The organism is Corynebacterium sp. HMSC064E10 (assembly GCF_001812505.1).
GTDB lineage: Bacteria > Actinomycetota > Actinomycetes > Mycobacteriales > Mycobacteriaceae > Corynebacterium > Corynebacterium amycolatum.
In genome coordinates, this window is record NZ_KV809174.1 from 247,254 (window position 1) to 273,078 (window position 25,825).

Consider the following 25,825-nt stretch of genomic DNA (forward strand, 5'->3'; position numbering starts at 1 on the left):
GGACGCTGAAATTACATGAGCATTGAAGTTTTCAACGAGTCCGGTCAGGGCGTCAATGAAGAGTCGCTTATCGACGTTGCCCGGTATGCGCTGGGGCGCCTGGACGTGCATCCGGCAGCTGAGCTGAGCATTCACATTGTCGACTTGAAGACAATCGAAGACCTCCATGTGCGCTGGCTGGATCTGCCGGGGCCGACGGATGTGATGAGCTTCCCGATGGATGAGCTCACTCCTGGCTCTGGCCGACCGGATGCAGCTAGCCCAGGGCCTGCGATGCTGGGCGACATTGTGTTGTGCCCGGAGTTTGCCGCGGGGCAGGCGGAGCGTGCAGGCCATCCGCTGAGCCACGAGTTGGTTTTGCTCACCGTGCACGGCGTACTACACCTGTTGGGCTATGACCATGTCACGGCGGAGGAAGAGCGCCAGATGTTCTCTCTGCAGAATGGTCTGTTGGCGGACTGGTACGACGACATCGATCGTCGTGGCGTGAGCTTTTCCGAAAAACCAATCAACCCCAATGCGTTCCCGGAGCGTTCTAACGAGCGATGATCACTTTGGTAATTGTCGCCGTTGTGGCGATGATCTGCGCTGGCGGACTCAACACAGTCGAAACTGCGGTCGCAGGGATTTCCCGTGCACGCGTGGCAGAGCTGCAGCGTGACGAGGTCGCGGGTGCTAATGCGCTTCTCAAGGTCGTAGAAAATCGGGCTCGGCACGTCAATGTGCTGGTGATTTTGCGGACGCTGTGCGAGTCAATCGGTGCAGTGACGCTTGCGGCGGTCTGTCTTAAGCTTTTCGAGCCGGAGCGCTGGGCCATTGTGGCTGCAGTGGTGTTGCTGGCTCTGTTCACCTTCCTGGTCCTCGGGGTGTTTTCCCGCACGATGGGTCGGAAGAATCCATACTCGATTTCCCTTGCCACCGCGGTCGTCTTAAGTTTTATGGCCAAGGTGTTGGGACCACTGGAAAAGTTGCTGATTTGGTTCGGCAACATCATCACCCCTGGTGGTGGCTTCCGCGATGGCCCGTTCGCCACCGAAGTCGAGTTGCGCGAGATGGTCGATATCGCCCAGGAGCGCGGCATTGTGGAGCACGATGAGCGCCGCATGATTCAGTCTGTGTTTGATCTCGCGGAAACGTCGGCACGCGTTGTTATGGTTCCGCGCCCAGAGATGGTGTGGATCGAGGCAGATAAGCACTGTGGTCAGGCAGTGGCCCTTTGTGTGAAGTCAGGGCACTCGCGACTGCCGGTGATTGGCGAGAGCGTTGAGGACATCGTCGGCGTCATTTACTTGAAGGACATTGTCCAGCAGACGTACTCGCGTACTGATGGCGGCCGCGGCGTTCGCGTCTCCGAGGTCATGCGCAACTGCGTTTTTGTACCCGACTCCAAGCCACTGGATGATCTGCTCGATGAAATGCAGCGCACCCGCAATCACATCGCCATTCTCATCGACGAATATGGATCGGTCGCCGGCCTTATCTCTATTGAGGACATCCTCGAGGAAATTGTCGGTGAGATTGCCGATGAATACGACGAGGCCGAGCAGGCCCCCATCGAACCGCTGGGGGATGCCTCCTACCGCGTGCAGGCGCGCCTCAGCTTGGGCGAGCTCATTGAGCTTTACGACGAAGCCCACGGGCGCCAACTCGTTTTCGATGATGAGGTCACCGATGAGGTGGATACGGTCTCCGGTCTGTTGGCCTATGCGCTTGGACGTGTGCCACTACCCGGTTCGTACGTAGAATATGCAGGACTGAAGTTTACCGCCGAGGGCTCGCGTGACCGTCGTGGTCGTATGCGGGTACGCACTGTGGTGGTGGAGCCGACTGCGGAGTTCTACTCCGAGGAAGAAGATACTGATGGGCAATCTTGATGACATGCTGGCCAATGCCGGACTTGGCGGCGATGCTGATGATTACAGCGCGCCGGAGGGCTTTCGCTCCGGGTTCGTTTCCATTGTGGGACGTCCGAACACGGGTAAGTCCACGCTGACCAATTCCCTGGTGGGCGAGAAGATCGCTATTACCGCTAACCAGCCGGAAACCACGCGTCACCCGGTGCGTGGTGTGGTTCACCGCGAGAACTGCCAGATTGTTGTCGTGGATACGCCCGGTCTGCACAAGCCACGCACGCTGCTCGGTGAGCGCCTGAATGACATGGTTCAGGAGACCTATTCCGATGTGGATCTGGTCGCGATGGTCGTGCCTGCCGACGAGAAAATTGGCCCCGGTGACCGTTGGATCTACGAGAACGTCTCCAAAGGTTGCAAGAACATCATGGGCATTGTGTCCAAGGTGGATAAGGTCTCTCGCGACACCATTATCGAGCGCCTGATTGAGCTGCAGGAGTTGCTCGGTCCGGATGCTGAGCTGGTGCCACTGTCGTCGAAGTCCGGCGAAAACATCAACACGCTGATTGATGTAATGGCTTCCCAGTTGCCGGAGGGACCGCGACTGTACCCAAAGGGTCACATCACCGATGAGGATCTGCACACTCGGATGGCAGAGCTCATCCGCGAGGCGGCTCTCGGCGGTCTGCGCGATGAGTTGCCGCACTCTGTGGCAGTCCAGATTGATGAGGTGCTACCAAGCCAGGACCGCGAAGGCGTCCTGGACGTCCACGCTGTTATCTATGTCGAGCGTTCGGGGCAGAAATCCATTCTCATGGGGCGCGACGGTCGACGCATGGGCACCACCATTCACAAGGCTCGTAAGGAACTCATCGCGTTGCTTGGTCAGAATGTTTACCTTGACCTGCGCGTGAAAGTGTTGAAGGACTGGCAGTCGGACCCGAAGCAGCTGGGCAAGTTGGGATTCTAAAAAATTGGTCGAGCCGTATCGCGACCGTGCGCTGGTCGTACGCCGCTACGACCTCGGCGAAGCCGACCGCATCATCGTCCTTTTCACCCGCGACCACGGCCTAGTCCGCGGTGTCGCCAAAGGCGTGCGCCGAGCGAAGAGCCGCTTCGGCTCCCGCCTGTCACCATTCGTCGACGTGGATGTCAATATCTACCCACGCCGGGGGCTGTCCACTATCGCAGGCGCAGATACTGTGCGCACGTGGGCGGCACCGCTTGTCGACGACTATGCGCGCTACACCTGTGCGTGTGCAGTCCTGGACGTCGCCGAACGTATTGTCGGCGAGGAACAAGTGCCGGCTCCCGAATTGTGGGATCTCACCACCCAATCGCTCGACGACGTTGCGGCCGGTCGCCATCGCCCCGATTTGTTGTTGACCTCCTACATCCTGCGGGCAATGGCACAGGCCGGTTGGCAGCCAAGCCTCTTTGAATGCGCAGGCTGTGGCAAAGCCGGGCCTCATCATGCGTTTTCTCCCGCACTGGGTGGAGCAGTGTGCACTAACTGCAGGCCACCGGGCGCAGATACTCCACCGACCGAGGTTCTGCATCTGATGTGGCAGCTTGCTCATGAGCAATGGGCGGGCATCGATACGTCGTCAAGCGAATTTGAGGGGCGGATGGCGACGGCGCGTACCCTAACGGCGAAGTACCTGCAGTACTACCTGGGCCGCCGGGTGCCGGCGCTGGAACATGTGGATGCTTTTTGGCAGTAAATAGTAGCGGTGGGGCACAATAGGAAGCGTGTTGAATCCTCCTGTACCGCAGCAATTCGTGCCCAATCACATCGCGCTTGTGATGGACGGCAATGGTAGATGGGCCGAGCAGCGTGGGCTCAAGCGCACCGAGGGGCACAAGCGCGGTGAAGCCGTGCTGATGGAGTGCGTCGATGCTTGTTTGGAGATGGGCGTTAAGCACCTGTCGGCCTACGCATTTTCTACTGAGAATTGGCGCCGTTCTGTCGATGAGGTCCGATTCCTGATGGGCTTTAATCGTGATGTGCTGCGCCGACGTCGTGATGAGTTGGATTCGAAGAACGTTCGCGTGCGTTGGGCAGGACGTCGTCCGCGCCTGTGGCGCTCGGTGATTAAAGAGCTTGAGATCGCCGAGGAGCAGACGAAGGACAATGACGCGCTAACTCTGTATATGTGCGTCAACTACGGTGGTCGCGCTGAGATTGTTGACGCTGCTAGAGAGATTGCTCGTCAGGCAGCAGCGGGGGAACTCAGCGAATATGACTTGACTGAGAAGTCTTTCGCACAGTTCCTGGATGAGCCGACTATGCCGGATGTTGATTTGTTCCTGCGTCCGTCGGGTGAGCAGCGCACGTCCAACTTCTTGATCTGGCAGTCCGCCTATGCGGAGATGGTCTATCAGGACAAGCTTTTCCCGGATTTCGGTCGGGATGACATGCGCGCCGCAGTGGTGGAGTACGCCAAGCGCGACCGTAGGTTCGGCAAGGCCTAGAGCCGGTATTTTTGGGGAGGGGAGCCGGGCTACTTCTTCTGGCAGTCCCTGCACAGGCCGAAGACCTCGGCAGTGTGCCCGGTCAGATTAAAACCGTGCTCCTCCGCCAGGCTGTGAGCCCACTGCTCGACGGGGCCGCCAGCGACTTCAACGGTGCTGCCGCAATCGGTGCAGACTAGGTGATGATGGTGGTGGTCACCGCACAGCCGGTAGAGAGCCTCTCCGGAAGCATTGTGCAGAACATCGACAATGTCCATTTCTGCAAGGGACTGGAGCGTCCGATAGACCGTCGTCAAGCCGACTTTGTCCCCACGTTCCGTCAGCGACTTATGAATGTCAGCTGCGGAGCGAAAATTCGGCGCTTCACTCATAATCGACACGACGGCGCGGCGTTGGCGAGTACTGCGCTGGCCGATGCGCGTTGCGGTCGGCCGCGCGGAGGCGTGCGCCCCGGGGCTAGCGGAGGAGCCCGTACCACGTGGGTTTTCGCCAGAACTAACTTCGTGCATATCTTCGCCAGCCATGTAAACGACACTACCCGGTATCGGTTGGACAAGATGCGCTAGAGTATAGGGGAACTTTTAACTGGCCTCTCGGGGTCAGTACATTTTGCTTTTCATTACGTCGTTCGCCGCACGGAACGGGCTGAATCGAGTGTCCGGAAAAGGCGTGTGGTGTGCGATGCGAAGCCATTTATAAGGAGTGGTCTAGACCGTGGCACCTAAGTCAGTTGTCGATACCGTCGCCAACCTGTGTAAGCGCAGGGGATTCGTTTACCCGTGTGGTGAAATTTACGGCGGTACCCGCTCGGCATGGGATTACGGTCCCCTGGGTGTGGAGCTGAAGGAAAACATCAAGCGCCAGTGGTGGAAGACCTTCGTCACCGGTCGTAAGGATGTCGTCGGCCTGGATTCCTCCATTATCCTGCCGCGCCAGGTCTGGGAAGCTTCCGGCCACGTCGCTACCTTCACTGACCCGCTGGTGGAGTCCCTGCATACCCACAAGCGCTACCGCGCTGACCACCTGCTGGAGGCCTACGAGGCCAAGCATGGTCACCCGCCGGCCAATGGTCTGGCAGACGTTCCGGACCCGGAGACCGGTCAGCCGGGCAATTGGACCGAGCCGCAGATGTTCTCCGGTCTGATGAAGACCTTCCTCGGCCCGGTCGACAATGAGCAGGGCCTGCACTACATGCGTCCGGAGACCGCTCAGGGTATCTTCGTCAACTTCAAGAACGTTATGACCACGGCTCGTATGAAGCCACCGTTCGGTATCGGCCAGACCGGTAAGGCATTCCGCAACGAGATTACCCCGGGTAACTTCATCTTCCGTACTCGCGAGTTCGAGCAGATGGAGATCGAGTACTTCGTCGCACCGGACCAGGCGGAAGAGAAGTTCGACGAGTGGGTCGACGCCTGCTGGAACTGGTTCATTGACCTGGGCGTTAACCCGGAGAACATGCGTCAGTTCGACGTTCCGAAGGACGAGCGCGCGCACTACTCTGCACGCACGATTGACTTCGAGTACCGCTTCCACTTCCAGGGCAACGAGTGGGGCGAGCTGATGGGTGTCGCCAATCGTACGGACTACGACCTCGGCTGCCACATCGAGCACTCCAAGGAAGATCTGCGCTACCACGACCAGGTCACCGGCGAAAAGTACGTCCCGTACGTCATCGAGCCGTCCTTCGGCCTGACCCGCGCCCTGATGGCCTTCCTGTGCGATGCCTACACCGAGGAAGAGGTGCCGAACGCAAAGGGCGGCACCGACACCCGTACCGTGCTGAAGCTCGACCCGCGTCTGTCGCCGGTTAAGGTTGCTGTTCTGCCGCTGTCGAAGAAGGACACCCTGACTCCGACTGCTGAGGCTGTCGCGGACAAGCTGCGCCAGCACTGGGCCGTCGATTACGACACCTCCGGTGCTATCGGCCGTCGTTACCGTCGCCAGGATGAGATTGGTACTCCGTTCTGTGTCACCGTTGACTTCGATACTCTCGAAGACAACGCTGTGACCGTCCGTGACCGCGACACCATGGAGCAGGAGCGCGTCAAGATTGACGAGCTGGAGAGCTACCTCGCAGCTCGCCTGGTGGGCTGCTAATGGCCGAAGAAGTTTTTTGGGAATCCTATAGTCTCGGCGACGGCTCCCGGGAAAAATCCGAGCAAACCTGGCCGATTCTGAAGGAAAGCACCGAAATCGGCACGTACAGCCGTGATGAGCAGGGCGATCGCCTCAACACCCCGGAAGGGGAGTGGGTCATTGACGCCTCTGCTAATCACCGTGTTTCCGCCACGCTTCCCGACGGTCGCGTGTTCTCGACCGTTGCTGCTGACCGTGACAAGATTTCGCGAGCCAAGCAGCTTTCAGTGACCTTTGGGCCGGATCGCCCCGAAGGCAAGCTGGTGTGTGAGGGATCGACGAACTACGTCATCGAGAATGCAAAGACCGGCGAGAAGTGGGGCCAGTTCACCGGTGCATCCCGTGGCGTGCGCCACGCAGAGGTGCAGTTCGACACCGACGAAGGCCGTGCGCTGCCGGAAGAGGAGAAAATCTTCCTGGTCTACAGTGCTCGTCGAGTGCTGGAGTCCCGCATGGTTTCCTCAACCTGGATTCTCACTGTCTGCTTGCTCTTACTGATTGCCTATATGATTTGGGTGTGGATCGTGTAGCAACTATTGCAGACGGCGTCGTTTACGACGAGAACAAAAAGGCCCTGTCCGACGGTTGGAGCTGTCAGGACGGGGTCTTTAGTGCTTTTTGGATCACCTCGCCACAAGGGCGTGGTTGGCAGGTGAAAGCCCGCTTTTTTAGCACGAACGCGCTAGTAATGACGAATTCGGACGAGGGGGAGTCTTTCGTCCTAAACAGAGAAGGACGGGGAATTCGCACGGTCTTCGACATCGAGCGTCCAGGCTATGAGCTCGCCCGAATCGTCAGAGAGGACAGCCTAGGCCGAGGGGTATTTGGTGTCTATGCCCAGGAGGGAGACTTCCGGGGGAGTTTCGAAGACTGGCTGATTGCCGCCGCACTTGCGACGTGGTCTGTGGATGGACCACGCCAGATGCGAATTTAGGCGGGAATCTAGAAGCCCATTGTGCTGCCGGAGCCGCCTGGTCGGCTCGAACCTCCGCCGAAACCGCCGAAGCCGCCGATGCTGCCACCAAAGCCGCTGTTGTTGCTGAGCATGCTGCCCAGCACCATGCCAGCGACCATCGACCCATTGCTGCCGCCACCGCGGCGCTGATCCTGGTAGCGGCGGATGTCACGGCGAGCCAGGTCAGCGGCCTCGGCCGCGAGCTTGCGCGCACGACGTGCGTAGGCCAACGCCTTTCGCGGATCGTCATTGGCCAAGCCCTGAGCAGAACCGTAAGCACGCTGCGCCTCCGCCAGGCGAGTGCGAGCCTCAGCGCCAACCACACGGCGGCGGGTAGCAATCAAGTCAGCTGCGGCGCGAATGTGATTGTCGGCATCCTGCATGCTGTGCTGCAAAGTGGCGGTAGCTCGGGCGAACGACGCGGCCTTGTCTCGAGCGGAGTCCAGGGCTTCGTCGAGCAGCTCATCGGCATCGGTCAGTGCGGTCCAGGAACTCAGTGGATCCGCTTCGGACTTATTGGCTGCCACGCCGAGTGCTTCACGGCCTGCTTCGATGGCCGCATTGAGACGCTCGCGGTTGATGTTGGCGCCTTGCGGTGCCGACATCAGGTGCGAGGCCTCATCGATTTCACCGCGGACTTCGGCGATAAGGGAAGCCAGTCCAGCGACTGCAGCGTGAATATCGCTATCGGCGTGTTCAATGGCCTCCAGAAGACTCTCCGCCTGTGTGAGCGCGAAGTCGGTGGCCGACAGTGCATCAATCAGACCACCTTGCTCACCGGCGGGTAGGTCCGCGATGCGGCGGGCTTCAGTCATTGACTGGTCAGCCTGATTCAGGTGCTCCGTGGCGATGTCGATATTGTCGGTCACAGAGCTGAGCATCTGCTCTTCGTAACGTGCGCGCAGACCGTCGAGAATTTCGCTGGCACGCGGCATACGTGAGCGCAGCTCGACACTTCGCTGAGTGAGCTTCGAAATGGTCGCTTCAGCATTCATCAACTCCTGGCGGAGTTTCTGGAAGTTTGCGGCCTCGCCGTCGAGCTGGTCATCCGCTACACCACAGGTGGAGATAATCTCTAGCAGGACACTGCGGCGCTCGATTTCGTCGGCTACGGAGCCGTCGTCAAGCTGTTGGCGAAGTGCAAACGCGCGCTCGAGCGTGGACTGAGAGTGCTTCAGTGCGTTGTCGAAGCTGCGGATGCGTTCGGTGCCGAACTCAGCGCGAGCGAGGTCGAGTTCGGTGCTGGCTTTGCGGATGGACTCATCGGTACTGACAATCTCATCGCGCGCAAGAACATCGAGCGAGCTGGTACTCAGCGAGTCCAGCGAAGAGACATCCTTGGGGTCGATGTTGTGGCCACGAGCAATCTCTTCCTCGTCGCGCTTCTTCTTATTGCGACGGCCCACGGCCCAGGTGGTGCCACCGACAACGGCGGCACCACCGAGGCCGGCGCCGAGTGCCCACCCACCGGCGGAGCCGCTGCCACCGCCTGCCTCGGCGATGGCAGCTTCGCCCGCAGCCGCCCAGTTGTCGTCCTCTAACAACTGCCCTTGAGCGGCGCTGTTGACGGCTTCTGCATTGCTGGGGAAGGAGTTGCCGACGAAAGCGCCGAGATTGCGGTCTTCCACCGCGACGACCAGGACACCGCGGTTGTCAGCAGCACCGAGGTGCTCCCAGGCCTGCTGCGCCCATTGTTCGCCCTGAATGCCGTCGAAGCTCTTGATGTAAAACACCGAGAACAGGAGCCGCTTGTCGGTCTTGAGCTGCTGAATCTGCTCCTTTAAGCGAGCCTCTTCGCCGCTGCTCAGCACACCTGCGAGATCGTCCACGGCACCTGACACATCCGCCGGTGCTTCGGCGTGCGCCAACGGTGCTGACGGTACGAGTGCCAGTAGCGATGCAGGTGCATGAACCGGCGGCTGTGTTGGTATCGCAGCTGTGATGAGCGGCATGCTCAGGCCGAGGAAAGCACCCGATGCGGCAAGGTAAAGGGGGCGAAACACGCGATTCCTGTCAGACATATCTACAAGGATACGTAACAATAATTACGTGGCCGGTAAATTTTCGTATTCATCTTTTGAACTCGCTCGTATTGTCGAGGAGTCTCCGAAGCAGTCATTGCTGCCCGGGGTGCAGTCCTTGGAATCCCATCGGGCGGCGTTTGCACGAGATCGCGCCCGCGTCCTGCACTCCGCAGCGCTGCGCAGGCTGGCTGACAAAACTCAGGTTGTGGGGCCAGGGGAGGGCGATACTCCGCGCACACGCCTGACTCACTCGCTGGAGGTCGCGCAGATTTCCCGTGGAATCGCCAGCGAGTTGGGTGCAGATGAGGATCTCGCAGAGCTGGCCGGCCTGACGCATGACATCGGGCACCCGCCGTATGGCCACAATGGCGAGCGCGCCCTCAACGAGATTGCTGCTGGTTGCGGCGGGTTCGAGGGCAACGCTCAGACGCTGCGTATTCTCACTCGCCTTGAGCCGAAGGTGCTCGATGGTACGGGTGAGCCCTGTGGACTCAATCTCACACGGGCGGCGCTCGATGCGGCTTGTAAGTACCCGTGGACACCAATCGGTCCCGATGGTCAGCTCCGCCGCAAGTACGGGGCCTACCAGGAGGATGCCGCGATTTTGCAGTGGATTCGACAGGGCGTTCCGCACGGCAAGCAGTGTCTTGAGGCGCAGATTATGGACTGGTCTGACGATGTCGCCTATTCCGTCCACGATGTCGAAGATGGCATCGTCTCTGGCCGCGTTGACCTGGGTGTTCTGTGGGACACGGTGGAACTGGCCGCGCTCGCTGACAAGGGCGCTGCCGCATTTGGTGGCGATCCAGCGGAGCTTGTCGAAGCTGCCGGGCGTCTTGCCAGCTTGCCGGTGGTATCAACTGCGGCGTCCTATGATGGTTCGCTGCGCTCGCTGGTCGCGCTGAAACGTATGACCTCTGAGCTGGTTGGCCGTTTTGTCACTGCTTCCGTCGCGGGTACGCGTGCTGCCTCCGGGTCGACGCTTCCGCTCGGGCGTTACGACGCGGACCTCGCCGTGCCCAGCTCGATTCTGGCGGAGGTCACCATGCTGAAGACCATCGCCGTGTTGTACGTGATGGATCTTCCGCGTCATATTCGCCGTCAGGAGCGTGAGCGCGATCGCCTTTTCCGGGTGGCCGAGTATCTGCAGGAGGGGGCTCCGGGAACGCTTGATCCGATGTTCCAGTGGCTCTACTCCCGGGCGGAGAGTGACCAAGCGCGGCTGCGGGTTATCGTTGATCAGCTAGCGTCGATGACGGAGTCGCGTGTAGAGCGGCTTGATCGCCAGATTGCTGGTGTGGCCGCGGCGTGGGGATAGTTGTCTAGTCCTCCGCGTCTGGAATTTCGCAGAAGCTCTCGTAGTGGTCGTCGGTGTAGTACCAGATATCCGGGTCATTTTCGGAACCGCCGCCGACAACAATGCGACGTGCACCGCGGCTGGAATTGCCCGGGGTGGTCACGGTGTATTCGCGGTAGTAGTCACCGCGCTCCTTCGGCAGGCGTCCCTCGTAGTTGCCGAAGTGCTTGCCGTCGTGCTGCGAATAGATGTGGTCCTGGTCGGTCAGGATGCGGTCGATAACATCGTCGGCCTCCTCTGGCAGGGTATCTACTGCGCAGGTGGCACCCTTGGCACCAGCCTTGTTGCTGCCCGAGTTGGGTCCAGGTTTAGCGCTGGAGGCAGTGGAACTCTGCGATTCGGAATTCTGCGACCCCTGTGAGTTCTCGGGTGCCGTAGAGTTCTGATCTCCACCATCGAGCCCCAGATAGCTACCAGCCAACACCAGGGCGGCAGCGCCTACGCCGCTCGCAATCTTCTTCCATTCAGCCATGGCTAGTATCTTTCCATATCTGTTGCCACCGGCACGTTTTTGGGTTGGGCGCGGGCGGTTCGTCGTTAAGCGAAACCTCTACGGCGGAGTCGATTGGACGGGTTGGGTAAGGTTATTTTCATGGCTAGGGGAAGAATTCCGGACTCCGATATCGCGGCGATCCGCGAGCGGACTCCGATTGAGGAGATCGTTGCGGAATACGTGAACCTCAAACCGGCTGGCGCGGATTCTCTGAAAGGGCTTTCGCCTTTTAAAGACGAGCGCACGCCGTCGTTCCACGTACGCCCCAATCATGGCTATTACCACTGCTTTTCCACTGGCAAGGGCGGTGATGTATTTAGCTTCCTCATGGAGATGGAACACCTGTCTTTCCCGGAGGCTGTCGAAGCCTGTGCGGAGAAAATTGGCTTCCACATTAACTATGAGGGCGGCGGCACAGGTCGTCGCGAGGAACCGGGAACCCGACAGCGTCTCATCGCCGCAAACCGCGAGGCACAGAAGTTCTACCGCGAACAGTTCTCCACGCCAGCGGCAGCACCCGCGCGAGAGTTTCTGGAAAACCGTGGCTTCACCGCCGAGCACGCGGCACAGTTCGGCTGTGGCTACTCGCCGGCCGGCTGGGACACTCTAACCAAGCACCTGCAGCGTCTGGGCTTCAGCTTCGAAGAGCTGGATAAGGCGGGTCTTTCCAAGATGGGGCGGATGGGGCCGATCGATCGTTTCCACCGTCGTCTCATGTGGCCGATTCGCAATATGTCCGGCGATGTCATCGGCTTCGGTGCCCGCAAGCTTTTCGACGATGACAACCTGGGCAAGTACATGAACACTCCCGAGACCATGCTGTACAAGAAGTCCAAGGTACTCTTCGGCCTGGATTTGGCCAAGAAGGACATTGCTGCTGGCCACCAGGCCGTGATCGTTGAGGGCTACACCGACGTCATGGCCATGCACGCCTCGGGTGTGACCACGGCCGTCGCGTCCTGTGGTACCGCTTTTGGCGAGGAACACCTCCAGCTGCTGCGCCGTCTCATGCTCGACGACAACTTCTTCCGCGGCGAACTCATCTACACCTTCGACGGCGACGAGGCAGGGCAGAAGGCCGCCATGCGCGCCTTCGAGGGGGAGCAGAACTTCACCGGCCAGTCCTACGTCGCGGTCGCGCCGGACGGCATGGATCCGTGCGATTTGCGCCAGAAGAAGGGCGAGGCCGCAGTGCGCGATCTCGTCGCTTCACGACGGCCATTGATCGAATTTGTCCTCCGCACGCTTCTGGCCGACTACGACCTGACCACCGCTAATGGCAGGGTCTCCGGGCTGCGCCGCGTGGTGCCTGTCCTGGCCCAGCTCAAGGACGCGGCGCTGCGCGATGAGTATGCCCGCGAAGTTGCCGGCTGGATCGGCTGGAATGATGAGGCCGAGCTGGTACAGCGTGTCCGCGAGGAGGCCAGTCGGCCACAGAGCGAAAAACGCACTCCCTACCAGCGTCGCCAAGAAGAGGCCCGTGCCCGCGAAGAGGCGGAGGAAGCGCGGCGCCGGCGCAACCCGGCACTGCCGTATCCAAATCCGCGGGACTCTGTGCTCTATGCGCAGCGTGAGGCCCTCAAGCTGGCAATTCAGGAGCCCGCCACCACCGGCCCGGTATTCGATGCGCTCGCACCCGAGACCTTTGGGCATCCGACCTACCGAGCGGTATTCGACGCCATCATGGCTGCAGGTGGTGCCTGCGGGGAAGCGGCCACACAGCCACATAGTTGGGCGACCGCAATTATGGATCAGGCGCGGGAGGACGTCGTCAAGCATCTCGTGACTGAGCTGGGGGTGGAGCAAATCGCTGTCGATGCGGAGACGCTGCGCCCGTATGCGCAGGCGATTCTGGCGCGACTGCAGGAAGTGTGGGTCGGTGACCAGATTGCACAGCTGAAAGCGATGCTCTCGCGGATGCGCCCCTCAGACGACGAAACCGCCTATAACACGCTGTTCGCGGATTTGCTCGCGATGGAGCAGTACCGCCGCGAACTGCAAGCAGAGGCGGTCAAGGTTGTATTTGAGTAGCTAGTGGCTAGCAGTTTCTAGGCGCCAGCCACCCGTCAGCAGCTAGCGACTAGTAGCCGCGGCGAATCCACTCTTCCAAGTGTGGAGCCTCGCGACCAATCGTCGTGTGATCGCCATGACCCGTGCGGACAGTCGTTTCCGCAGGCAGGGTCAGCAGGTTGTCGCGGATGGAGTTAATAATCGTGTCGAAATCCGAGTAGGACCGGCCGGTCGCTCCAGGACCGCCGGAAAACAGCGTGTCACCCGAGAACAGCTCCGCGGCCTCCGGCACGTACAGACAGCACGAGCCAGGGGAGTGGCCCGGAGTGTTAATAATGACAACCTCCGTGCCCGCAATCTCCAGGCGCTGACCGTGTGCGAGGTCCTCGTGCGCCAGGTTCGGCCAGGACTGCTCCCACAGCATCTGGTCGCCCGGGTGGACCAGCAGGGGAGCGTCGAGCTTTTCCTGCAGCTCAGGTGCCACAGTGATGTGATCGTTGTGTGCGTGGGTGCACACGATGGCCTTTACCTTGCGGCCATCCACCGCATCAATAATTGGCTGCGCCTCATGCGCCGCATCGATGACAATGACCTCACGGTCGTCGCCGAGCACCCATACGTTGTTGTCTACGTCCCACGTACCACCGTCGAGCGAGAACGTGCCCGACGTCAGAACGTGGTCGACTCTCAAATCCTTGTTCACAGCGTCACCACCGATCGCAGTACCTTACCGGCCTTCATAGTTTCGAAAGCCTCATCAACATCTTCAATGCCAATGCGCTCCGTTACGAAGCCCTCCAACGGCAGGCGGTTTTGCAACGACAGATCTACCAGCATCGGGAAGTCCCGCTCCGGCAGGCAGTCGCCGTACCAGGACGACTTCAGTGCACCACCGCGGCTAAACACATCCGCCAGCGGGATGTCCAGCTCCATCGTCGGCGCCGGAACGCCGACCAGAACAACACGTCCAGCCAGGTCACGGGCGTAGAACGCCTGCTTGTAAGTTTCCGGACGGCCGACCGCATCAATCACGACGTCAGCACCGAAACCGTCGGTCAGCTCACGCACTCGCTTAACGACGGGATCCTCTTCCCCGGTGCCCTTATCGCTCTTAGTCAGCTCCGCAGAGTTAATGGTCTCGGTCGCGCCGAATTCGCGGGCGGTGTCGAGCTTCTCGTCCGAGATATCGATGGCAATAATCGTGCTAGCGCCAGCCAGCTTGGCACCGGCGATAGCGGCGGTACCAACGCCACCGCAGCCGATGACGGCTACTGATTCACCGCGCTTGACCTCGCCGGTGTTGATGGCCGCACCGATGCCGGCCATGACGCCGCAGCCAAGCAGACCCGCAACGGCCGGATCGGCTGCCGAATCGACCTTGGTGCACTGGCCCTCGTGGACGAGGGTGGCATCCGCAAAAGCGCCGATTCCAAGTGCTGGGGTGAGGACCGTGCCGTCGTCAAGCGTCATGGGCTTGGAGGCGTTGAAAGTGCTAAAGCAGTACTGTGACTCACCACGCTTACAGGCGCGGCACTCGCCACAGACGGCGCGCCAATTGAGGACAACGAAATCGCCGACGGCAACATGCGTGACCTCTTCGCCAACCTCGGAGACTACGCCTGCGGCCTCGTGGCCGAGGAAGAACGGGTACTCGTCGGCGATATCGCCGTCGCGGTAAGCCAGATCGGTATGGCACACGCCGCAGGCCTGGATGTCAACAATGACATCGTTCGGGCCCGGGGATGGGATGTGGATATCTGTAAGTTCTACCGGTGCACCCTTCTCGCGTGCGATAACACCGCGAACAACGCGTGCGGTTTGCTCGGTGTTTTCGGTTCCGTTGGTTTGTTCAGACATAAGTCCCATCGTATGAACGCGGTACGAAAAGTGCATGATGGAAAGCGTTTTCAGTACTGCTGGGGGCTTCGTTGGGCTGTGTGAGATTGCGTGGATTGTGTGGATTGCACGGATTGTGTGGTTTCAAGAACTCACAACAATGTCATGGCCGATGGGAATAAGATGCCTAAATGAACCTCTGACCTGGCGATTTGTGAGTTTCAAGGGGTCTGGGTAAAGTATCTACCCGTCGCAAGGAACGGTGTGGCCGAAGTATGGTTTAGCTAGTTCTTGGCGGTGAGTATTCCTCCATAGCTCAATGGCAGAGCATTCGACTGTTAATCGAAGGGTTGCTGGTTCGAGTCCAGCTGGAGGAGCAATTAAGCCAGGTCAGAGAGTTTTTCTCTGGCCTGGTTTTTTATTCGCAGTGTTAATCCACTAAAACAATCATTAAATATTCGGGCCAAAGGACAAAATTCGTGTCTTTCCCCGACGCGCCCCGGCTGGTTATTGAGGGGTTGGGCCGTGGGAGTGAGCGGTCTATTTTCTATTCCGCCACTTATGGCCAAGTTTCGGGGTCTTGTCGATGGTTTTTCGGCACTTATGCGCACGGTATTGGCCGGGTCTCTCACATGTCGATGAGGTATTCACTTATGGCCACGCTCCAGCGCATCGATAGGTGAATACCTTGGCCACAAGTCGCTGGAGTCTTGGGCCAGAGCGCTGGAGCCGAAAGCTTGCCACTTACTCGCCATTTATGCGGGGGTTCTAGAATCCCAATAGCGCAATGACAAGTGAAGAGGAGCCATCACGGCATCGCGGCAGCACGCCACGTATGGCTCGAAGATGACGTATGGCTCGACAGTAACGTTTGGCTCTGTATACGCGACCATATGTACACATTTGCGCCACAGGTCACTTTTGGGCCATAGGCGGACAGTTAAGCCATAAGTGGACAGGCGCATAGGAGGCGATGGAGCACTTTTTTTTTTGGGGGGGGGGCACAAAGCTGCCCGAGCTAGCCAGTACCTGAGTACTTAGAGACGTGGGCGCTATGAGTTCCCCAGCCGAAGCCGCAGGTGGCGCGGTTGGGCTGGGGCGCGGGGACCGTCGTAAAGCTAAAGGTTAGACCTGATCCAGGAGGTCCCAGAGTGTCGAACTGTGGATAATCTGCAGGTCGTGGGCTTCGGGCGCGACGTTGACGTGGCCGGGCATGAGCGTCACGGACGAATGCGTGTGACCGTGAACGATGCCGGTCCAACGATTAGCGTGCGGAGCCCAGCGGACGGCATTCTTGGACGCGGTCCGATCCATCAGCGTGGGGTAGTGGTTGAAGAGATAGGCCTTCTTGCCCTGTTTAATCTGGAGATTCAGGCTGATGAGGTCAAAGACATTCTGGAAGGCGCCCATCCATTCCATCTGCACCGCAGGCTGGAACTTGGGGTGAATCTGATCGTGGTTACCAGGAGTCAGAATCATGGTGAGGTTGCGCGCTGACTTGACCTCGGCCAGCTTCTCCAGCGCGTAGGTATCTTCGTGGACCGAAATATGGGTTAAGTAGCAAAAAGTGTGTCTGGTCGGCGTTTCGCCGGTGGGCACCTTTTTCCGTTTAGTCCCAATGCGAGTTACTGGCCACGTTTATGACCGGTGGCGTTGGGCCGATCCGAGTTACTGACTGTGGTTATGTCAAAAATGGCCCGGAAAATTGCCTGAAAGTGTCATAAGTTCGCACAGTTTCACATTTGCAGCCCGCAAGTTTCCGGGTTGTCGGTTTTTCTACTTAGCCCACTCTATGCTCGGAGGGTTTTGCGCCTGTGAGCGTAACTCGATTCTCCGTTGGAGGGGGAGAGAGACTCAGTCACGCTGCAGGTCTCCTCACGTAACCTGGGACGCATGAGGCTCGACAATATAACCCGCCCCTTGCTGGCGTCCTTTTTCGCCGCGGTCGCGTGGAGTGTTTTAGGTGGGCTAATCTTGCCGGAGCCCAATCTCGCCTACGACGAAGGAATTGCGTCGTGGATCGTGTCCATGCTGGTCTCAGTAGTGCTGGTCGGAGCAATAGCTGTTTTTGCCGGTGATGGTTCGTCGGCCCGGGGGATGACCAGCGCGCGGAGCATTGCCGCAGCAGCTACCGGCGCAGGAATTGCTGCGCTTGGCGATTTTGCATTCCTATTTCTCACCACGCCGCCCGACGGGCAGGACGGCCTAGCCGTCGCCTATGTCGTGTTCTTTTACATCCCGCTACTATTTATCGGCGGATGGGCCGCCAGCGCCGCGATTAATCGGATGCGTAGGTGGTACCGGCAAGTGAAGAAAGAAAGAGAGGCCTAGCTGGCGGCCGTGAGCTAGGCCTCTAAATTTGGAGTCGCCAGCGCCTGGTGCGTCAGGTTAAGGCCGACTATCGAAACCGGCTAGGCGCGGAGGGCGTTTTTTGGGGGCGGGCAAGGCAATTGTCGACACCTTTATCGGACGTGAATCGGAATCGAAAGATTGCCCAGCCCAGAGGGAGCGGATTTTTAGAACAGGCCAGTCGGGTTCTCGTCGTAAGAGACGAGCATGCACTTGGTCTCCTGGTAGTGCTCGAGCATCATCAAGTGATTCTCGCGGCCGATACCGGACTGCTTGTAACCGCCGAAGGCTGCGTGAGCAGGGTAGCTGTGGTAATTATTCACCCATACGCGACCGGCCTGGATACCGCGGGCAGCGCGGTAGGCGTTGTTCTGGTTGCGGCTCCACACGCCAGCGCCAAGGCCATAGATGGTGTCGTTGGCAATTTCGAGAGCCTCTTCCAGGGTCTTGAAGGTTGTTACGGCCAGGACCGGGCCGAAGATCTCCTCGCGGAAGAAGCGCATCGAGTTGTCGCCCTTAAAGATTGTCGGCTCGATGTAGAATCCTCCCTCCAGTCCTTCGGGCTTGGCGACGTTGCCACCGGTGAGGACCTCGGCGCCCTCCTTCGGTCCGGATTCCAAGTAGCCGGAGATCTTGTCCAGCTGCTCCTGGGAGGCCTGGGCGCCCATCTGCACCGACGTATCTAGCGGGTTGCCGGTCTTAATCTGCTTGACGCGCTCGACCGCGAGCTTCAGGAACTCATCAGCGATGTCTTCGTGAACCAGGGCTCGCGACGGGCAGGTGCAGACCTCGCCCTGGTTCAACGCGAACATGGCCAGGCCCTCGACGCACTTTTCGCGGAACGCGTCGTCGGCGTCCATGACATCGGGGAAGAATATGGACGGGGACTTGCCGCCGAGCTCCAGCGTGATCGGAATAATCTTGTCGGACACTGCCTTGTTAATCAGCTGGCCCACGGCAGTCGATCCGGTGAACGCAATCTTGGAAATCCGGTCGCTTGCAGTCAGCGCAGCACCAGCCTCGGTGCCGAGGCCATTGACAATGTTGAGGACGCCGTCAGGAATCAGATCGGCGATGATCTCAGTGAGCATGAGAATCGACGCGGGGGTCTGCTCTGCGGGCTTGAGTACGATGCAGTTGCCGGCGGCCAGGGCCGGGGCGATTTTCCACGCGGCCATCAGGAGGGGGAAGTTCCACGGGATGATCTGGCCGACGACGCCGAGTGGCTCGTGGAAGTGGTAGGCGACCGTGTTGTCGTCGATTTGCGAGATGCGCCCTTCCTGCGTGCGGGTGGCGCCGGCGAAGTAGCGGAAGTGGTCGATGGCGAGGGGGATGTCAGCGGCGAGAGTCTCGCGGATGGCCTTACCGTTCTCCCAGGTCTCGGCGACTGCAATCTTCTCAAGGTTTTCCTCCAGGCGGTCTGCGATGCGGTGGAGGATCAGCGCCCGCTCGGCCGCAGGGACCGCGGCCCAGGAGTCCTTCGCTTTGTGTGCGGCGTCGAGGGCGAGCTCAATGTCTTTCTCGTTAGACCGCGGTACCCGGCAGAAAACCTCGCCCGTAATCGGGGTGGAGTTGTCCATGTACTGCCCGTCTACTGGGGGTGTCCACTTACCGCCGATGAAATTCTCGTACTGCTCCTTGTACGTGAAGATTGCATCGGGGGTGCCGGGGTTGGCATAAACAGTCATGTAGACACGTCCTTTCGGTGGGAAAACAACAAACGTACGAGCCAACTTTAAAGTGTGACTTGTGCTACTAGCAACACTTATTTTTTCATCGCCTTTGCGAGCGATGCGATTGCTGCCGACCCTAAATCTGCCCCGACGTCGCCGTGAGAAATTCCAAGATTGCTCGCACACGGCGGTTTTCCTCGCCGGGCTCCAGATGCAGCTTCATAAAGATGTTGGACACGTGTTTCGCCACTGCCGCCCCGGAAAGCACGAGGTCATCGGCAATCTGCTTATTGGACTTGCCTCGTGCCATCAGCTCGAGCACTTCGCGTTCGCGCGCCGTTAAACTGGCTAGCCCCGATTTGCCGGACTGCATCAATGCCGTCGCCACATCAGGGTCAATCACCACGCCACCACCTGCGACGACCTCGAGCGAACCCAAGAAGTCCAGCACCTGGCCAACGCGGTCTTTGAGCAGATACCCGGTCCCGCCACTCGAGCTGCTGCCACTCGAGCCGACCCCAGTACCAACCCCAGCACTACCTCCAGCACCGCCCGGCGAGAACAACTCACGCGCATACGCCGGCGCCACATACTGCGACAACACCATCACATTCAGCTGCGGATAACGCTCGCGCAACTCGACCGCCGCCCGCAGGCCGTCGTCACTCATCTTCGGTGGCATGCGCACATCGGTAATCACCAGATCTGGCAACTCGCCCGTGTCATCAAAACGGTCATCGATGTCCGCCACCAGGCCGTGGGCAGTATCGACCATCGCAATGACTTCATGTCCACGCTTTTCGACGAGCCCCGCGACCCCCTCCCGCAGGAGTGCCGAGTCATCCGCAATGACAATTTTCATTTTTTCTCCGCACCTTTCTTCTCCACGCTTTCCATATCCACGCCTTCCATTTCTCCAATGCCCGATTCCCAGCGATTTAGCATCAAGGGAATTCTGGCTATTACCTGCGTTGGCCCGCCTTCGGGAGAGTGCATGGTCATCGCACCGTCGAAAGTAGCTAGACGCTCTTTCATGCCCCGCAATCCGCGCCCCAACTTCGCACCACCGGGGCCTTGGTCGGTAATTGAAATATTCAGTGTTTGATCTGAGGTGAGCAACACAGAAACAGGGGCATTCGGTGCATATTTCGCCGCATTAGTCAGTACTTCTGCACAGAAAAAATATGCCGCGGCGAGCACGCTTTCCTCCAATTCCGGCAGGGGATAGGGAGTGTGCACAACAACGTGAGGGCCATACCCTTCAGCAATTTCCTCAACAGCCGCTTGCAGACCGCGATCGCGCAACACCTGCGGGTGAATTCCGTGGACTGTTCGTCGCAAAGCACGTAATCCATCCTCCAAATGGCCGTGCGTTTCCGCCAAGAGCTGCATTAGTTCCTCATTGCCAGTATTGGATGCCTCTAATTCCGCAAGTCCTAATTTCATTGAAGCCGCAACAATGTATTGCTGAGCTCCGTCGTGGAGGTCATTTTCAATGCGGCGACGTTCAATCTCAAAGGCTTCGGCAATTGTTCGTCGTGAAGCGGTAAGTTCGGCGATGCGGGCGGCGGCGGATTCCTCGTAGCTGCGTTTATGCGCTTTTTCGCGGCGGTTCGCGCCGATATATTTGCGGAAATAATCCTTCAGCTCCATAGTTTCCTATGGTACGAAAGCTCTGTGTGCGGAGGAATTAATTTCCGGCATGGTAGACCTAGCACTACCGCAAAAGGAAAGTGGGCACGGTGTTGAAATCGCCTCCGTGCGAGTGAAATGAGTGTCATGACAGAGAACAACAGCCCAAGAAACGCACGACTTTGTATTCGTGACATCACTAAGTCCTACAATTCCGCTCCCGTTCTCACCGGCATTTCGCTGACCATTGAGCCCGGCGAAACCGTTGCAGTCATGGGACCGTCCGGTTCTGGTAAGTCCACGTTGCTGCACTGCATGTCCGGCGTGTTGCTGCCGGACGACGGCGACGTCATCTTCGGTGACACCAAGATCAATTCGCTTTCCGACGCCGACCGCTCCGCCCTCCGCCTGCACGACTTCGGCTTCGTCTTCCAAGACGGCCAGCTCCTGCCCGAGCTGACTGCCAGGGAAAACGTCGCTTTGCCAATGATTCTGCAGGGCAGGAAGCGCTCAACGTCACTCGCGCTTGCCGACGATGTACTCAGCCGCCTGGGCCTAAAAGACCTCACGCGCCGTCGCCCAGGACAAATGTCCGGCGGTCAAGCGCAACGTGTGGCCATTGCCCGCGCGATGGCCGGTGAGCCAGGTGTCATCTTTGCTGATGAGCCGACTGGCGCGTTGGACCAGTCCACAGGTCATGAGGTCATGCAGCAACTGATTGCGTTGGTGGAGCAGACCGGCACGACCTTGGTGATGGTTACTCACGATGTGAGGGTGGCCGACTGGTGTCGTCGACGTGTGGAGATCCGCGATGGCCTGATTCACGACGACCGCCTGCTGGCAGGAGCGGAGGTTACAAAGTGAGCACCGTAACTGAAGCACCAAAACCTCAAAGAATCCCTACCGGCGCACTAGCGGACCTGAGCACGCGGCTGCAGCGCGCCGGGCGTGAATCCCATTCGGGAAACGGCTGGTTATCCGCATTGTCCGTGGTGGCCATGACCGTGAGTACCTGGTTGGCGTTGGTCGTCGTCGGTGGCACGGCCATGTTTTACCGCCGTTGGCAGGCTGAGCCAAAGCTGCCGCCGAACCCAACGCCTGAGGATTACATGAATCAAGGTCAGGGCGAGATGTACCTGCAGCTGGCACTCGTGGCCTGTGTTTTTGTGATTCCGGCAATGGTTTCGCTGGTGGCACAGTCGGCGGTGCTTGGCGCTGCAGGGCGGGAGCAGCGACTGGCAACTCTGCGCTTGATTGGTCTGTCTAACAGGGCAGTTACACGCATGGTTATTATCGAAACCCTCGTGTTGGCGGCTGTTGGGCTTGTGGTGGGCACGCTCTTGTCGGTTGCCACCGCGCCATTCTGGGCGATGATCAAGTTCGATAATGACTACCTGGATACCTGGGACATGCTGCTGTCTTGGTGGGGCTACCCACTCGTCTGGGGTGCCGTGGTGCTTCTCGCGCTCTTTGCGGCTGTGGTTGGTTTGCGTAGGGTGATGATTTCACCGCTTGGCGTTAGCCGTAAAGAAGTGCCCAAGTCGATGAAGGCATGGCGCATGATTGTGGCCGCTGTTATCGGTGCGGGTGTGCTGTACGTGGTTGGCAACTCCAATATCGCGGGTGGAACCCTCTCGACCATAATTGGTGTCGCAGCGATGATGTACCTGATGGTCTGGGCAATTGGCCTAGTGGCGCCTTTCTTTATCCAGCTTGTTGCCCGCATCTCCAGCTTCTTCGGTACTTCAAGTGATTTTGTGGCGACGCGACGAGTAGCCACTAACGCTAAGGAATCGTGGCGTCGAGTAAGTTCCATGGCCTTCCTGTCTCTGCTGCTTGGCTACACAATGATGGTGCCTGGCGAAGACAAGATTGAAGAAGTCGCAGACGCCACATTCGCGCACGATATTGCAACAGGTGTGACTATTACCTTCGTAATCGGCTTCATTCTGCTGCTGGTATCGACCGTGCTGACTCAGGCCTCAGCTGTCTATGAAGAGGCATCGCTGACAAAGGCGCTGGACTTCATCGGTACTCCAATCACCTTCCACCGCACGGTCACTTTTAAGCAGACATTCTTCCCCATGCTTGTGACCAGCATCTTCGGCTTTGTCATGGGTGCGCTGTTGGGGGCGTTCATGTTCGGTCCGGTCGCGAACGAAATCACTTTTGGGCAACGCTCACTTGTTGTTGCGCTGGCGTACGTCTTGGGAGTTTTGGCAGTTGGCGCTGCGACCTTGGCTGTCGATCCACTTCGCCGCAAGCTGCTGGGACGTCAGATTCGCCACAACGACTAGTCGCCATTGCAACGACTAGTTGCCATTAAAAGGGCAGTGGAGTGGCCGTGCAGTGGTGCTCGGCCAGTTCCTTAGGGTTCAACTTGAGGATTAGAGCTCGTAACCAACTGTGGTTCATCTGATAACCAAGCATTCATCTCACAACCACGTAATTTCTACCTCTGACTTTTAGCCTGAGGGCATGCGTACCTACGTGCTTGATACCTCGGTCCTGCTGTCCGATCCCCACGCCACCAAGAAGTTCGACGAGCACCAAGTTGTGCTTCCGCTGGTCGTGGTGAGTGAGTTGGAGGCCAAGCGCCACCACCCAGAGCTGGGGTGGTTCGCCCGAGAAGCGCTCCGTTTCCTCGAAGAGCTGCGCTACCGCTACGGCCACCTGGACCGGCCTGTGCCCGCCAATGACCTTGGCGGGTTTATGCATATTGAGCTCAACCACTCCGATCCTTCCATCCTCCCCGCAGGCTTCCGCACCGCCGAAAATGATCACCGCATTCTCGCTTGCGCCCTTAACCTTCAGCACGATGGCCATGATGTCGTGCTGGTCACCAAGGACATTCCGCTTCGCGTTAAGGCTGGGGCGGTGGGATTGCCTGCCGACGATTACCGCGCCCAGGACGTCGTACTGACTGGGTACTCGGGAATGGTGGAAGTGGACGTCGACCCGGAGGAAATTGATCGTCTCTTCGCCAATGGCTTTTTGGAGCTCGAGCAGGTTCAGGAGCAGCCGCTGCACTGCGGCGTGCAGCTCAGCGCCGGTAGCCAGTCTGCGCTGGCAAGGGTGAGCGCCCCGGGCGTCGTCAAGCTTGTGCGGGGCGATACGGAGGCGTTTGGGCTGAAGGGGCGGTCGGCGGAGCAGCGTGTGGCGCTCGACCTGCTGTTGGATGACTCGGTGGGGATTGTTTCCCTCGGCGGCCGAGCCGGCACGGGTAAGTCGGCGCTTGCGCTGTGCGCGGGTCTGGAGTCGGTGCTGGAGCGCGGTCTGCATCGCCGAATCGTGGTGTTTCGTCCGCTCTACGCGGTCGGTGGCCAGAACCTTGGTTACCTGCCCGGTAGTGAGGACGAAAAGATGAACCCGTGGGCGCAGGCTGTTTACGACACGCTGGAGGGGCTGGTCTCGGAGAACGTCATGGATGAGATTGCCTCGCGCGACATGCTAGAGGTACTGCCGTTGACTCACATTCGCGGTCGTAGCCTGCATGACAGCTTCGTGATTGTCGATGAGGCACAGTCGCTGGAGCGCAACGTACTGCTGACGGTACTGTCGCGTCTTGGTAGCAATTCCCGGGTCATCCTTACGCACGATGTGGCGCAGCGTGACAACCTGCGCGTCGGCCGCCATGACGGTGTACAGGCGGTGATTGAAAAACTCAAGGGTAATGAGCTTTTTGCACACATCACGCTGAAGCGCTCGGAGCGCTCGAAGATTGCGGAGCTCGTGACGGGGCTGCTCGATTAAGAGTAAGCTTATGAGGCAGATACGTAGGAGCTGTTCCTGCGGTTACTTTCACTCGGATCGTTCGGCACGTACCTGCCGATGAAAGGTTTGCATTCACATGGCTACTGTGACTTTTTCTGATGCCACTCGCATTTACCCTGGTGCGACGAAGCCTTCTGTGGACAAGTTCAACTTGGAAATTGCCGATGGTGAGTTCCTGGTTCTGGTGGGCCCCTCCGGTTGTGGTAAGTCCACAACACTGCGCATGCTTGCCGGTCTGGAAGAAGTCAATGAGGGCAAGATTTTCATTGGAGATCGTGATGTGACCAATGTCTCGCCCAAGGATCGCGATATTGCGATGGTCTTCCAGAACTACGCACTGTACCCGCATATGACGGTGCGCGAGAACATGGGCTTCGCGCTCAAGATTGCTGGTGTGGACAAGGACGAGATTGACCGTCGTGTCGAAGAGGCTGCAAAGACTCTGGATCTAACTCAGTTCCTGGACCGCAAGCCTAAGGCTCTGTCCGGTGGTCAGCGTCAGCGTGTGGCAATGGGGCGTGCGATTGTGCGCAAGCCGCAGGTGTTCCTGATGGACGAGCCGTTGTCGAACCTGGACGCGAAGCTGCGTGTTCAAACCCGCACACAGATTGCGGCCATGCAGCGTCGGATGGGCGTGACCACGATGTATGTCACCCACGATCAGACTGAGGCGCTGACCATGGGCGACCGCATCGCCGTTATTAACTTCGGTGTTCTGCAGCAGGTCGGTACTCCGCGTGAACTCTACGAAACCCCGGCAAACGAATTCGTCGCAGGCTTCATTGGCTCACCTGCGATGAACCTGGGCACGTTCAACGTCTCGAATGGTTACGCCACGTTGGGTGAGGCCAAGATTAAGCTGCCGGAAGCAACACTTGCTGCAATCGTGCCGGAGGATCAGAACCAGATTATTGTGGGCTTCCGTCCGGAGGCATTTGACCTGGTCGAGGGGCCGGGCGATGACGTCATTCCGGTGCAGGTCAATTTGGTCGAGGAATTGGGCTCCGATGCATTCATGTATGGCGACCTCGTCGGTGGTGGAGCACTGAGTTCCGGATCCTCCTCTAATCCGGACGAAGAGGAGCACGGTCAGGTGGTTATTCGTACCGCCCCGCGCACCGCGCCGAAGTTGGGCTCGGTAGTTTACGGCAAGATTCGCCCGGGCATGCTGCACCTGTTCTCTAAGTCGACTGGTATGCGCCTTCCAGCTTAAACTCCTACGTTTAGATGAAATGAGTAGCTGGTAGGGCAGCAGGAC

General features: G+C 59.0%; 24 protein-coding genes and 1 tRNA gene. 16 read left to right on the plus strand and 9 right to left on the minus strand.

Annotated features, from left to right (window positions below; genetic code table 11):
* The first annotated feature begins 15 nt into the window (after nt 1–15).
* The 5 genes from ybeY to HMPREF2860_RS09440 are packed head-to-tail and all read left to right on the plus strand — an operon-like array spanning nt 16 to nt 4,325.
* The gene (ybeY, locus tag HMPREF2860_RS09420) at nt 16–549 is read left to right on the plus strand and encodes an rRNA maturation RNase YbeY (RefSeq protein ID WP_005511056.1); all 534 of its coding nucleotides are present in this window, start codon (nt 16–18) and stop codon (nt 547–549) included.
* Nucleotides 546–1,874 carry a hemolysin family protein gene (locus HMPREF2860_RS09425; protein WP_038626034.1) on the plus strand — a complete coding sequence of 443 codons (1,329 nt, stop codon included), beginning with the start codon at nt 546–548 and terminating at the stop codon, nt 1,872–1,874. The genes ybeY and HMPREF2860_RS09425 overlap by 4 nt, the downstream gene beginning before the upstream one ends.
* A gap of 4 nt (nt 1,875–1,878) precedes the next feature.
* The gene (gene era / locus HMPREF2860_RS09430) at nt 1,879–2,820 is read left to right on the plus strand and encodes a GTPase Era (RefSeq protein WP_052155617.1); all 942 of its coding nucleotides are present in this window, start codon (nt 1,879–1,881) and stop codon (nt 2,818–2,820) included.
* A 4-nt stretch (nt 2,821–2,824) separates the two neighbouring features.
* Nucleotides 2,825–3,574 carry a DNA repair protein RecO gene (recO, locus tag HMPREF2860_RS09435; protein ID WP_016423113.1) on the plus strand — a complete coding sequence of 250 codons (750 nt, stop codon included), beginning with the start codon at nt 2,825–2,827 and terminating at the stop codon, nt 3,572–3,574.
* Nucleotides 3,575–3,602: 28 nt separating this feature from the next.
* Nucleotides 3,603–4,325, plus strand: coding sequence for an isoprenyl transferase (locus HMPREF2860_RS09440; RefSeq protein ID WP_016423112.1), 723 nt, complete (start codon nt 3,603–3,605; stop codon nt 4,323–4,325).
* Nucleotides 4,326–4,354: 29 nt separating this feature from the next.
* Here the strand turns inward: HMPREF2860_RS09440 and HMPREF2860_RS09445 are convergent, their stop codons facing one another.
* Nucleotides 4,355–4,849, minus strand: a complete 495-nt coding sequence (locus HMPREF2860_RS09445; RefSeq protein ID WP_038626026.1) for a Fur family transcriptional regulator — start codon at nt 4,847–4,849, stop codon at nt 4,355–4,357.
* 190 nt (nt 4,850–5,039) lie between these two features.
* Here HMPREF2860_RS09445 and HMPREF2860_RS09450 point away from each other — a divergent pair, with 190 nt between their 5' ends.
* The 3 genes from HMPREF2860_RS09450 to HMPREF2860_RS09460 all read left to right on the plus strand — a co-directional run bounded on the left by HMPREF2860_RS09450 (nt 5,040) and on the right by HMPREF2860_RS09460 (nt 7,398).
* The gene (locus tag HMPREF2860_RS09450; protein WP_048732689.1) at nt 5,040–6,425 is read left to right on the plus strand and encodes a glycine--tRNA ligase; all 1,386 of its coding nucleotides are present in this window, start codon (nt 5,040–5,042) and stop codon (nt 6,423–6,425) included.
* Nucleotides 6,425–6,994 carry a hypothetical protein gene (locus tag HMPREF2860_RS09455; RefSeq protein WP_048732687.1) on the plus strand — a complete coding sequence of 190 codons (570 nt, stop codon included), beginning with the start codon at nt 6,425–6,427 and terminating at the stop codon, nt 6,992–6,994. The genes HMPREF2860_RS09450 and HMPREF2860_RS09455 overlap by 1 nt, the downstream gene beginning before the upstream one ends.
* A gap of 158 nt (nt 6,995–7,152) precedes the next feature.
* Nucleotides 7,153–7,398 (plus strand): hypothetical protein, encoded by a 246-nt coding sequence (locus tag HMPREF2860_RS09460; RefSeq protein WP_038626020.1) that lies wholly within the window; start codon nt 7,153–7,155, stop codon nt 7,396–7,398.
* Nucleotides 7,399–7,406: 8 nt separating this feature from the next.
* On the opposite strand, the gene HMPREF2860_RS09465 is transcribed toward HMPREF2860_RS09460, so the two are convergent.
* Nucleotides 7,407–9,440 (minus strand): TPM domain-containing protein, encoded by a 2,034-nt coding sequence (locus tag HMPREF2860_RS09465; protein ID WP_239392983.1) that lies wholly within the window; start codon nt 9,438–9,440, stop codon nt 7,407–7,409.
* A 28-nt stretch (nt 9,441–9,468) separates the two neighbouring features.
* Between HMPREF2860_RS09465 and HMPREF2860_RS09470 the strand changes: the two genes are divergently transcribed.
* A complete protein-coding gene (locus HMPREF2860_RS09470) occupies nt 9,469–10,761 on the plus strand; it encodes a deoxyguanosinetriphosphate triphosphohydrolase (RefSeq protein WP_070628835.1) in 1,293 nt (430 codons plus the stop codon).
* 4 nt (nt 10,762–10,765) lie between these two features.
* Here the strand turns inward: HMPREF2860_RS09470 and HMPREF2860_RS09475 are convergent, their stop codons facing one another.
* Nucleotides 10,766–11,272, minus strand: coding sequence for a guanyl-specific ribonuclease (locus HMPREF2860_RS09475; RefSeq protein ID WP_070628836.1), 507 nt, complete (start codon nt 11,270–11,272; stop codon nt 10,766–10,768).
* Between the two features lie 120 nt (nt 11,273–11,392).
* Here HMPREF2860_RS09475 and dnaG point away from each other — a divergent pair, with 120 nt between their 5' ends.
* Nucleotides 11,393–13,324, plus strand: coding sequence for a DNA primase (gene dnaG / locus HMPREF2860_RS09480; RefSeq protein ID WP_083309523.1), 1,932 nt, complete (start codon nt 11,393–11,395; stop codon nt 13,322–13,324).
* Between the two features lie 49 nt (nt 13,325–13,373).
* Here dnaG and HMPREF2860_RS09485 read toward each other — a convergent pair whose 3' ends face one another.
* Nucleotides 13,374–14,006, minus strand: coding sequence for an MBL fold metallo-hydrolase (locus HMPREF2860_RS09485; protein ID WP_016423101.1), 633 nt, complete (start codon nt 14,004–14,006; stop codon nt 13,374–13,376).
* The gene (locus HMPREF2860_RS09490) at nt 14,003–15,160 is read right to left on the minus strand and encodes an S-(hydroxymethyl)mycothiol dehydrogenase (RefSeq protein WP_070559725.1); all 1,158 of its coding nucleotides are present in this window, start codon (nt 15,158–15,160) and stop codon (nt 14,003–14,005) included. The genes HMPREF2860_RS09485 and HMPREF2860_RS09490 overlap by 4 nt, the downstream gene beginning before the upstream one ends.
* Before the next feature lie 284 nt (nt 15,161–15,444).
* Between HMPREF2860_RS09490 and HMPREF2860_RS09495 the strand changes: the two genes are divergently transcribed.
* A tRNA-Asn gene (locus tag HMPREF2860_RS09495) sits at nt 15,445–15,516 on the plus strand.
* A gap of 748 nt (nt 15,517–16,264) precedes the next feature.
* Here HMPREF2860_RS09495 and HMPREF2860_RS09500 read toward each other — a convergent pair.
* Nucleotides 16,265–16,738 carry a hypothetical protein gene (locus tag HMPREF2860_RS09500; protein WP_049181661.1) on the minus strand — a complete coding sequence of 158 codons (474 nt, stop codon included), beginning with the start codon at nt 16,736–16,738 and terminating at the stop codon, nt 16,265–16,267.
* 294 nt (nt 16,739–17,032) lie between these two features.
* Here HMPREF2860_RS09500 and HMPREF2860_RS09505 point away from each other — a divergent pair, with 294 nt between their 5' ends.
* Nucleotides 17,033–17,470 carry a hypothetical protein gene (locus tag HMPREF2860_RS09505; RefSeq protein WP_070628837.1) on the plus strand — a complete coding sequence of 146 codons (438 nt, stop codon included), beginning with the start codon at nt 17,033–17,035 and terminating at the stop codon, nt 17,468–17,470.
* Nucleotides 17,471–17,655: 185 nt separating this feature from the next.
* Here HMPREF2860_RS09505 and HMPREF2860_RS09510 read toward each other — a convergent pair whose 3' ends face one another.
* From HMPREF2860_RS09510 to HMPREF2860_RS09520, 3 genes are all read right to left on the minus strand, one after another.
* Nucleotides 17,656–19,176 (minus strand): acetaldehyde dehydrogenase ExaC, encoded by a 1,521-nt coding sequence (locus tag HMPREF2860_RS09510; protein ID WP_070628838.1) that lies wholly within the window; start codon nt 19,174–19,176, stop codon nt 17,656–17,658.
* A gap of 121 nt (nt 19,177–19,297) precedes the next feature.
* Nucleotides 19,298–20,023, minus strand: a complete 726-nt coding sequence (locus tag HMPREF2860_RS09515) for a LuxR C-terminal-related transcriptional regulator (RefSeq protein WP_038626003.1) — start codon at nt 20,021–20,023, stop codon at nt 19,298–19,300.
* The gene (locus tag HMPREF2860_RS09520) at nt 20,020–20,814 is read right to left on the minus strand and encodes a sensor histidine kinase (protein ID WP_080972896.1); all 795 of its coding nucleotides are present in this window, start codon (nt 20,812–20,814) and stop codon (nt 20,020–20,022) included. The genes HMPREF2860_RS09515 and HMPREF2860_RS09520 overlap by 4 nt, the downstream gene beginning before the upstream one ends.
* Before the next feature lie 126 nt (nt 20,815–20,940).
* Here HMPREF2860_RS09520 and HMPREF2860_RS09525 point away from each other — a divergent pair, with 126 nt between their 5' ends.
* From HMPREF2860_RS09525 to HMPREF2860_RS09540, 4 genes are all read left to right on the plus strand, one after another.
* The gene (locus HMPREF2860_RS09525) at nt 20,941–21,657 is read left to right on the plus strand and encodes an ABC transporter ATP-binding protein (RefSeq protein ID WP_038625999.1); all 717 of its coding nucleotides are present in this window, start codon (nt 20,941–20,943) and stop codon (nt 21,655–21,657) included.
* Nucleotides 21,654–23,090, plus strand: a complete 1,437-nt coding sequence (locus HMPREF2860_RS09530) for an FtsX-like permease family protein (RefSeq protein ID WP_038625997.1) — start codon at nt 21,654–21,656, stop codon at nt 23,088–23,090. Before HMPREF2860_RS09525 ends, HMPREF2860_RS09530 begins: the two co-directional genes overlap by 4 nt.
* Nucleotides 23,091–23,271: 181 nt before the next feature.
* Nucleotides 23,272–24,546 carry a PhoH family protein gene (locus HMPREF2860_RS09535; RefSeq protein ID WP_038625995.1) on the plus strand — a complete coding sequence of 425 codons (1,275 nt, stop codon included), beginning with the start codon at nt 23,272–23,274 and terminating at the stop codon, nt 24,544–24,546.
* Between the two features lie 97 nt (nt 24,547–24,643).
* The gene (locus HMPREF2860_RS09540) at nt 24,644–25,780 is read left to right on the plus strand and encodes an ABC transporter ATP-binding protein (RefSeq protein ID WP_038625994.1); all 1,137 of its coding nucleotides are present in this window, start codon (nt 24,644–24,646) and stop codon (nt 25,778–25,780) included.
* Nucleotides 25,781–25,825 lie beyond the last annotated feature (45 nt).

What these genes read in the sequence shown, in the direction of transcription:
- HMPREF2860_RS09535 (WP_038625995.1), top strand. Translation starts at nt 23,272, where the DNA reads ATGCGTACCTACGTGCTTGATACCTCGGTCCTGCTGTCCGATCCCCAC.
- HMPREF2860_RS09455 (WP_048732687.1), top strand. Translation starts at nt 6,425, where the DNA reads ATGGCCGAAGAAGTTTTTTGGGAATCCTATAGTCTCGGCGACGGCTCC.
- HMPREF2860_RS09525 (WP_038625999.1), top strand. Translation starts at nt 20,941, where the DNA reads ATGACAGAGAACAACAGCCCAAGAAACGCACGACTTTGTATTCGTGAC.
- HMPREF2860_RS09490 (WP_070559725.1), bottom strand. Translation starts at nt 15,160, where the DNA reads ATGTCTGAACAAACCAACGGAACCGAAAACACCGAGCAAACCGCACGC.
- HMPREF2860_RS09520 (WP_080972896.1), bottom strand. Translation starts at nt 20,814, where the DNA reads ATGGAGCTGAAGGATTATTTCCGCAAATATATCGGCGCGAACCGCCGC.
- ybeY (WP_005511056.1), top strand. Translation starts at nt 16, where the DNA reads ATGAGCATTGAAGTTTTCAACGAGTCCGGTCAGGGCGTCAATGAAGAG.
- HMPREF2860_RS09465 (WP_239392983.1), bottom strand. Translation starts at nt 9,440, where the DNA reads ATGTCTGACAGGAATCGCGTGTTTCGCCCCCTTTACCTTGCCGCATCG.
- HMPREF2860_RS09475 (WP_070628836.1), bottom strand. Translation starts at nt 11,272, where the DNA reads ATGGCTGAATGGAAGAAGATTGCGAGCGGCGTAGGCGCTGCCGCCCTG.
- HMPREF2860_RS09540 (WP_038625994.1), top strand. Translation starts at nt 24,644, where the DNA reads ATGGCTACTGTGACTTTTTCTGATGCCACTCGCATTTACCCTGGTGCG.
- HMPREF2860_RS09425 (WP_038626034.1), top strand. Translation starts at nt 546, where the DNA reads ATGATCACTTTGGTAATTGTCGCCGTTGTGGCGATGATCTGCGCTGGC.
- HMPREF2860_RS09460 (WP_038626020.1), top strand. Translation starts at nt 7,153, where the DNA reads ATGACGAATTCGGACGAGGGGGAGTCTTTCGTCCTAAACAGAGAAGGA.
- era (WP_052155617.1), top strand. Translation starts at nt 1,879, where the DNA reads ATGCTGGCCAATGCCGGACTTGGCGGCGATGCTGATGATTACAGCGCG.
- HMPREF2860_RS09445 (WP_038626026.1), bottom strand. Translation starts at nt 4,849, where the DNA reads ATGGCTGGCGAAGATATGCACGAAGTTAGTTCTGGCGAAAACCCACGT.
- dnaG (WP_083309523.1), top strand. Translation starts at nt 11,393, where the DNA reads ATGGCTAGGGGAAGAATTCCGGACTCCGATATCGCGGCGATCCGCGAG.
- HMPREF2860_RS09510 (WP_070628838.1), bottom strand. Translation starts at nt 19,176, where the DNA reads ATGACTGTTTATGCCAACCCCGGCACCCCCGATGCAATCTTCACGTAC.
- HMPREF2860_RS09515 (WP_038626003.1), bottom strand. Translation starts at nt 20,023, where the DNA reads ATGAAAATTGTCATTGCGGATGACTCGGCACTCCTGCGGGAGGGGGTC.
- HMPREF2860_RS09505 (WP_070628837.1), top strand. Translation starts at nt 17,033, where the DNA reads ATGAGGCTCGACAATATAACCCGCCCCTTGCTGGCGTCCTTTTTCGCC.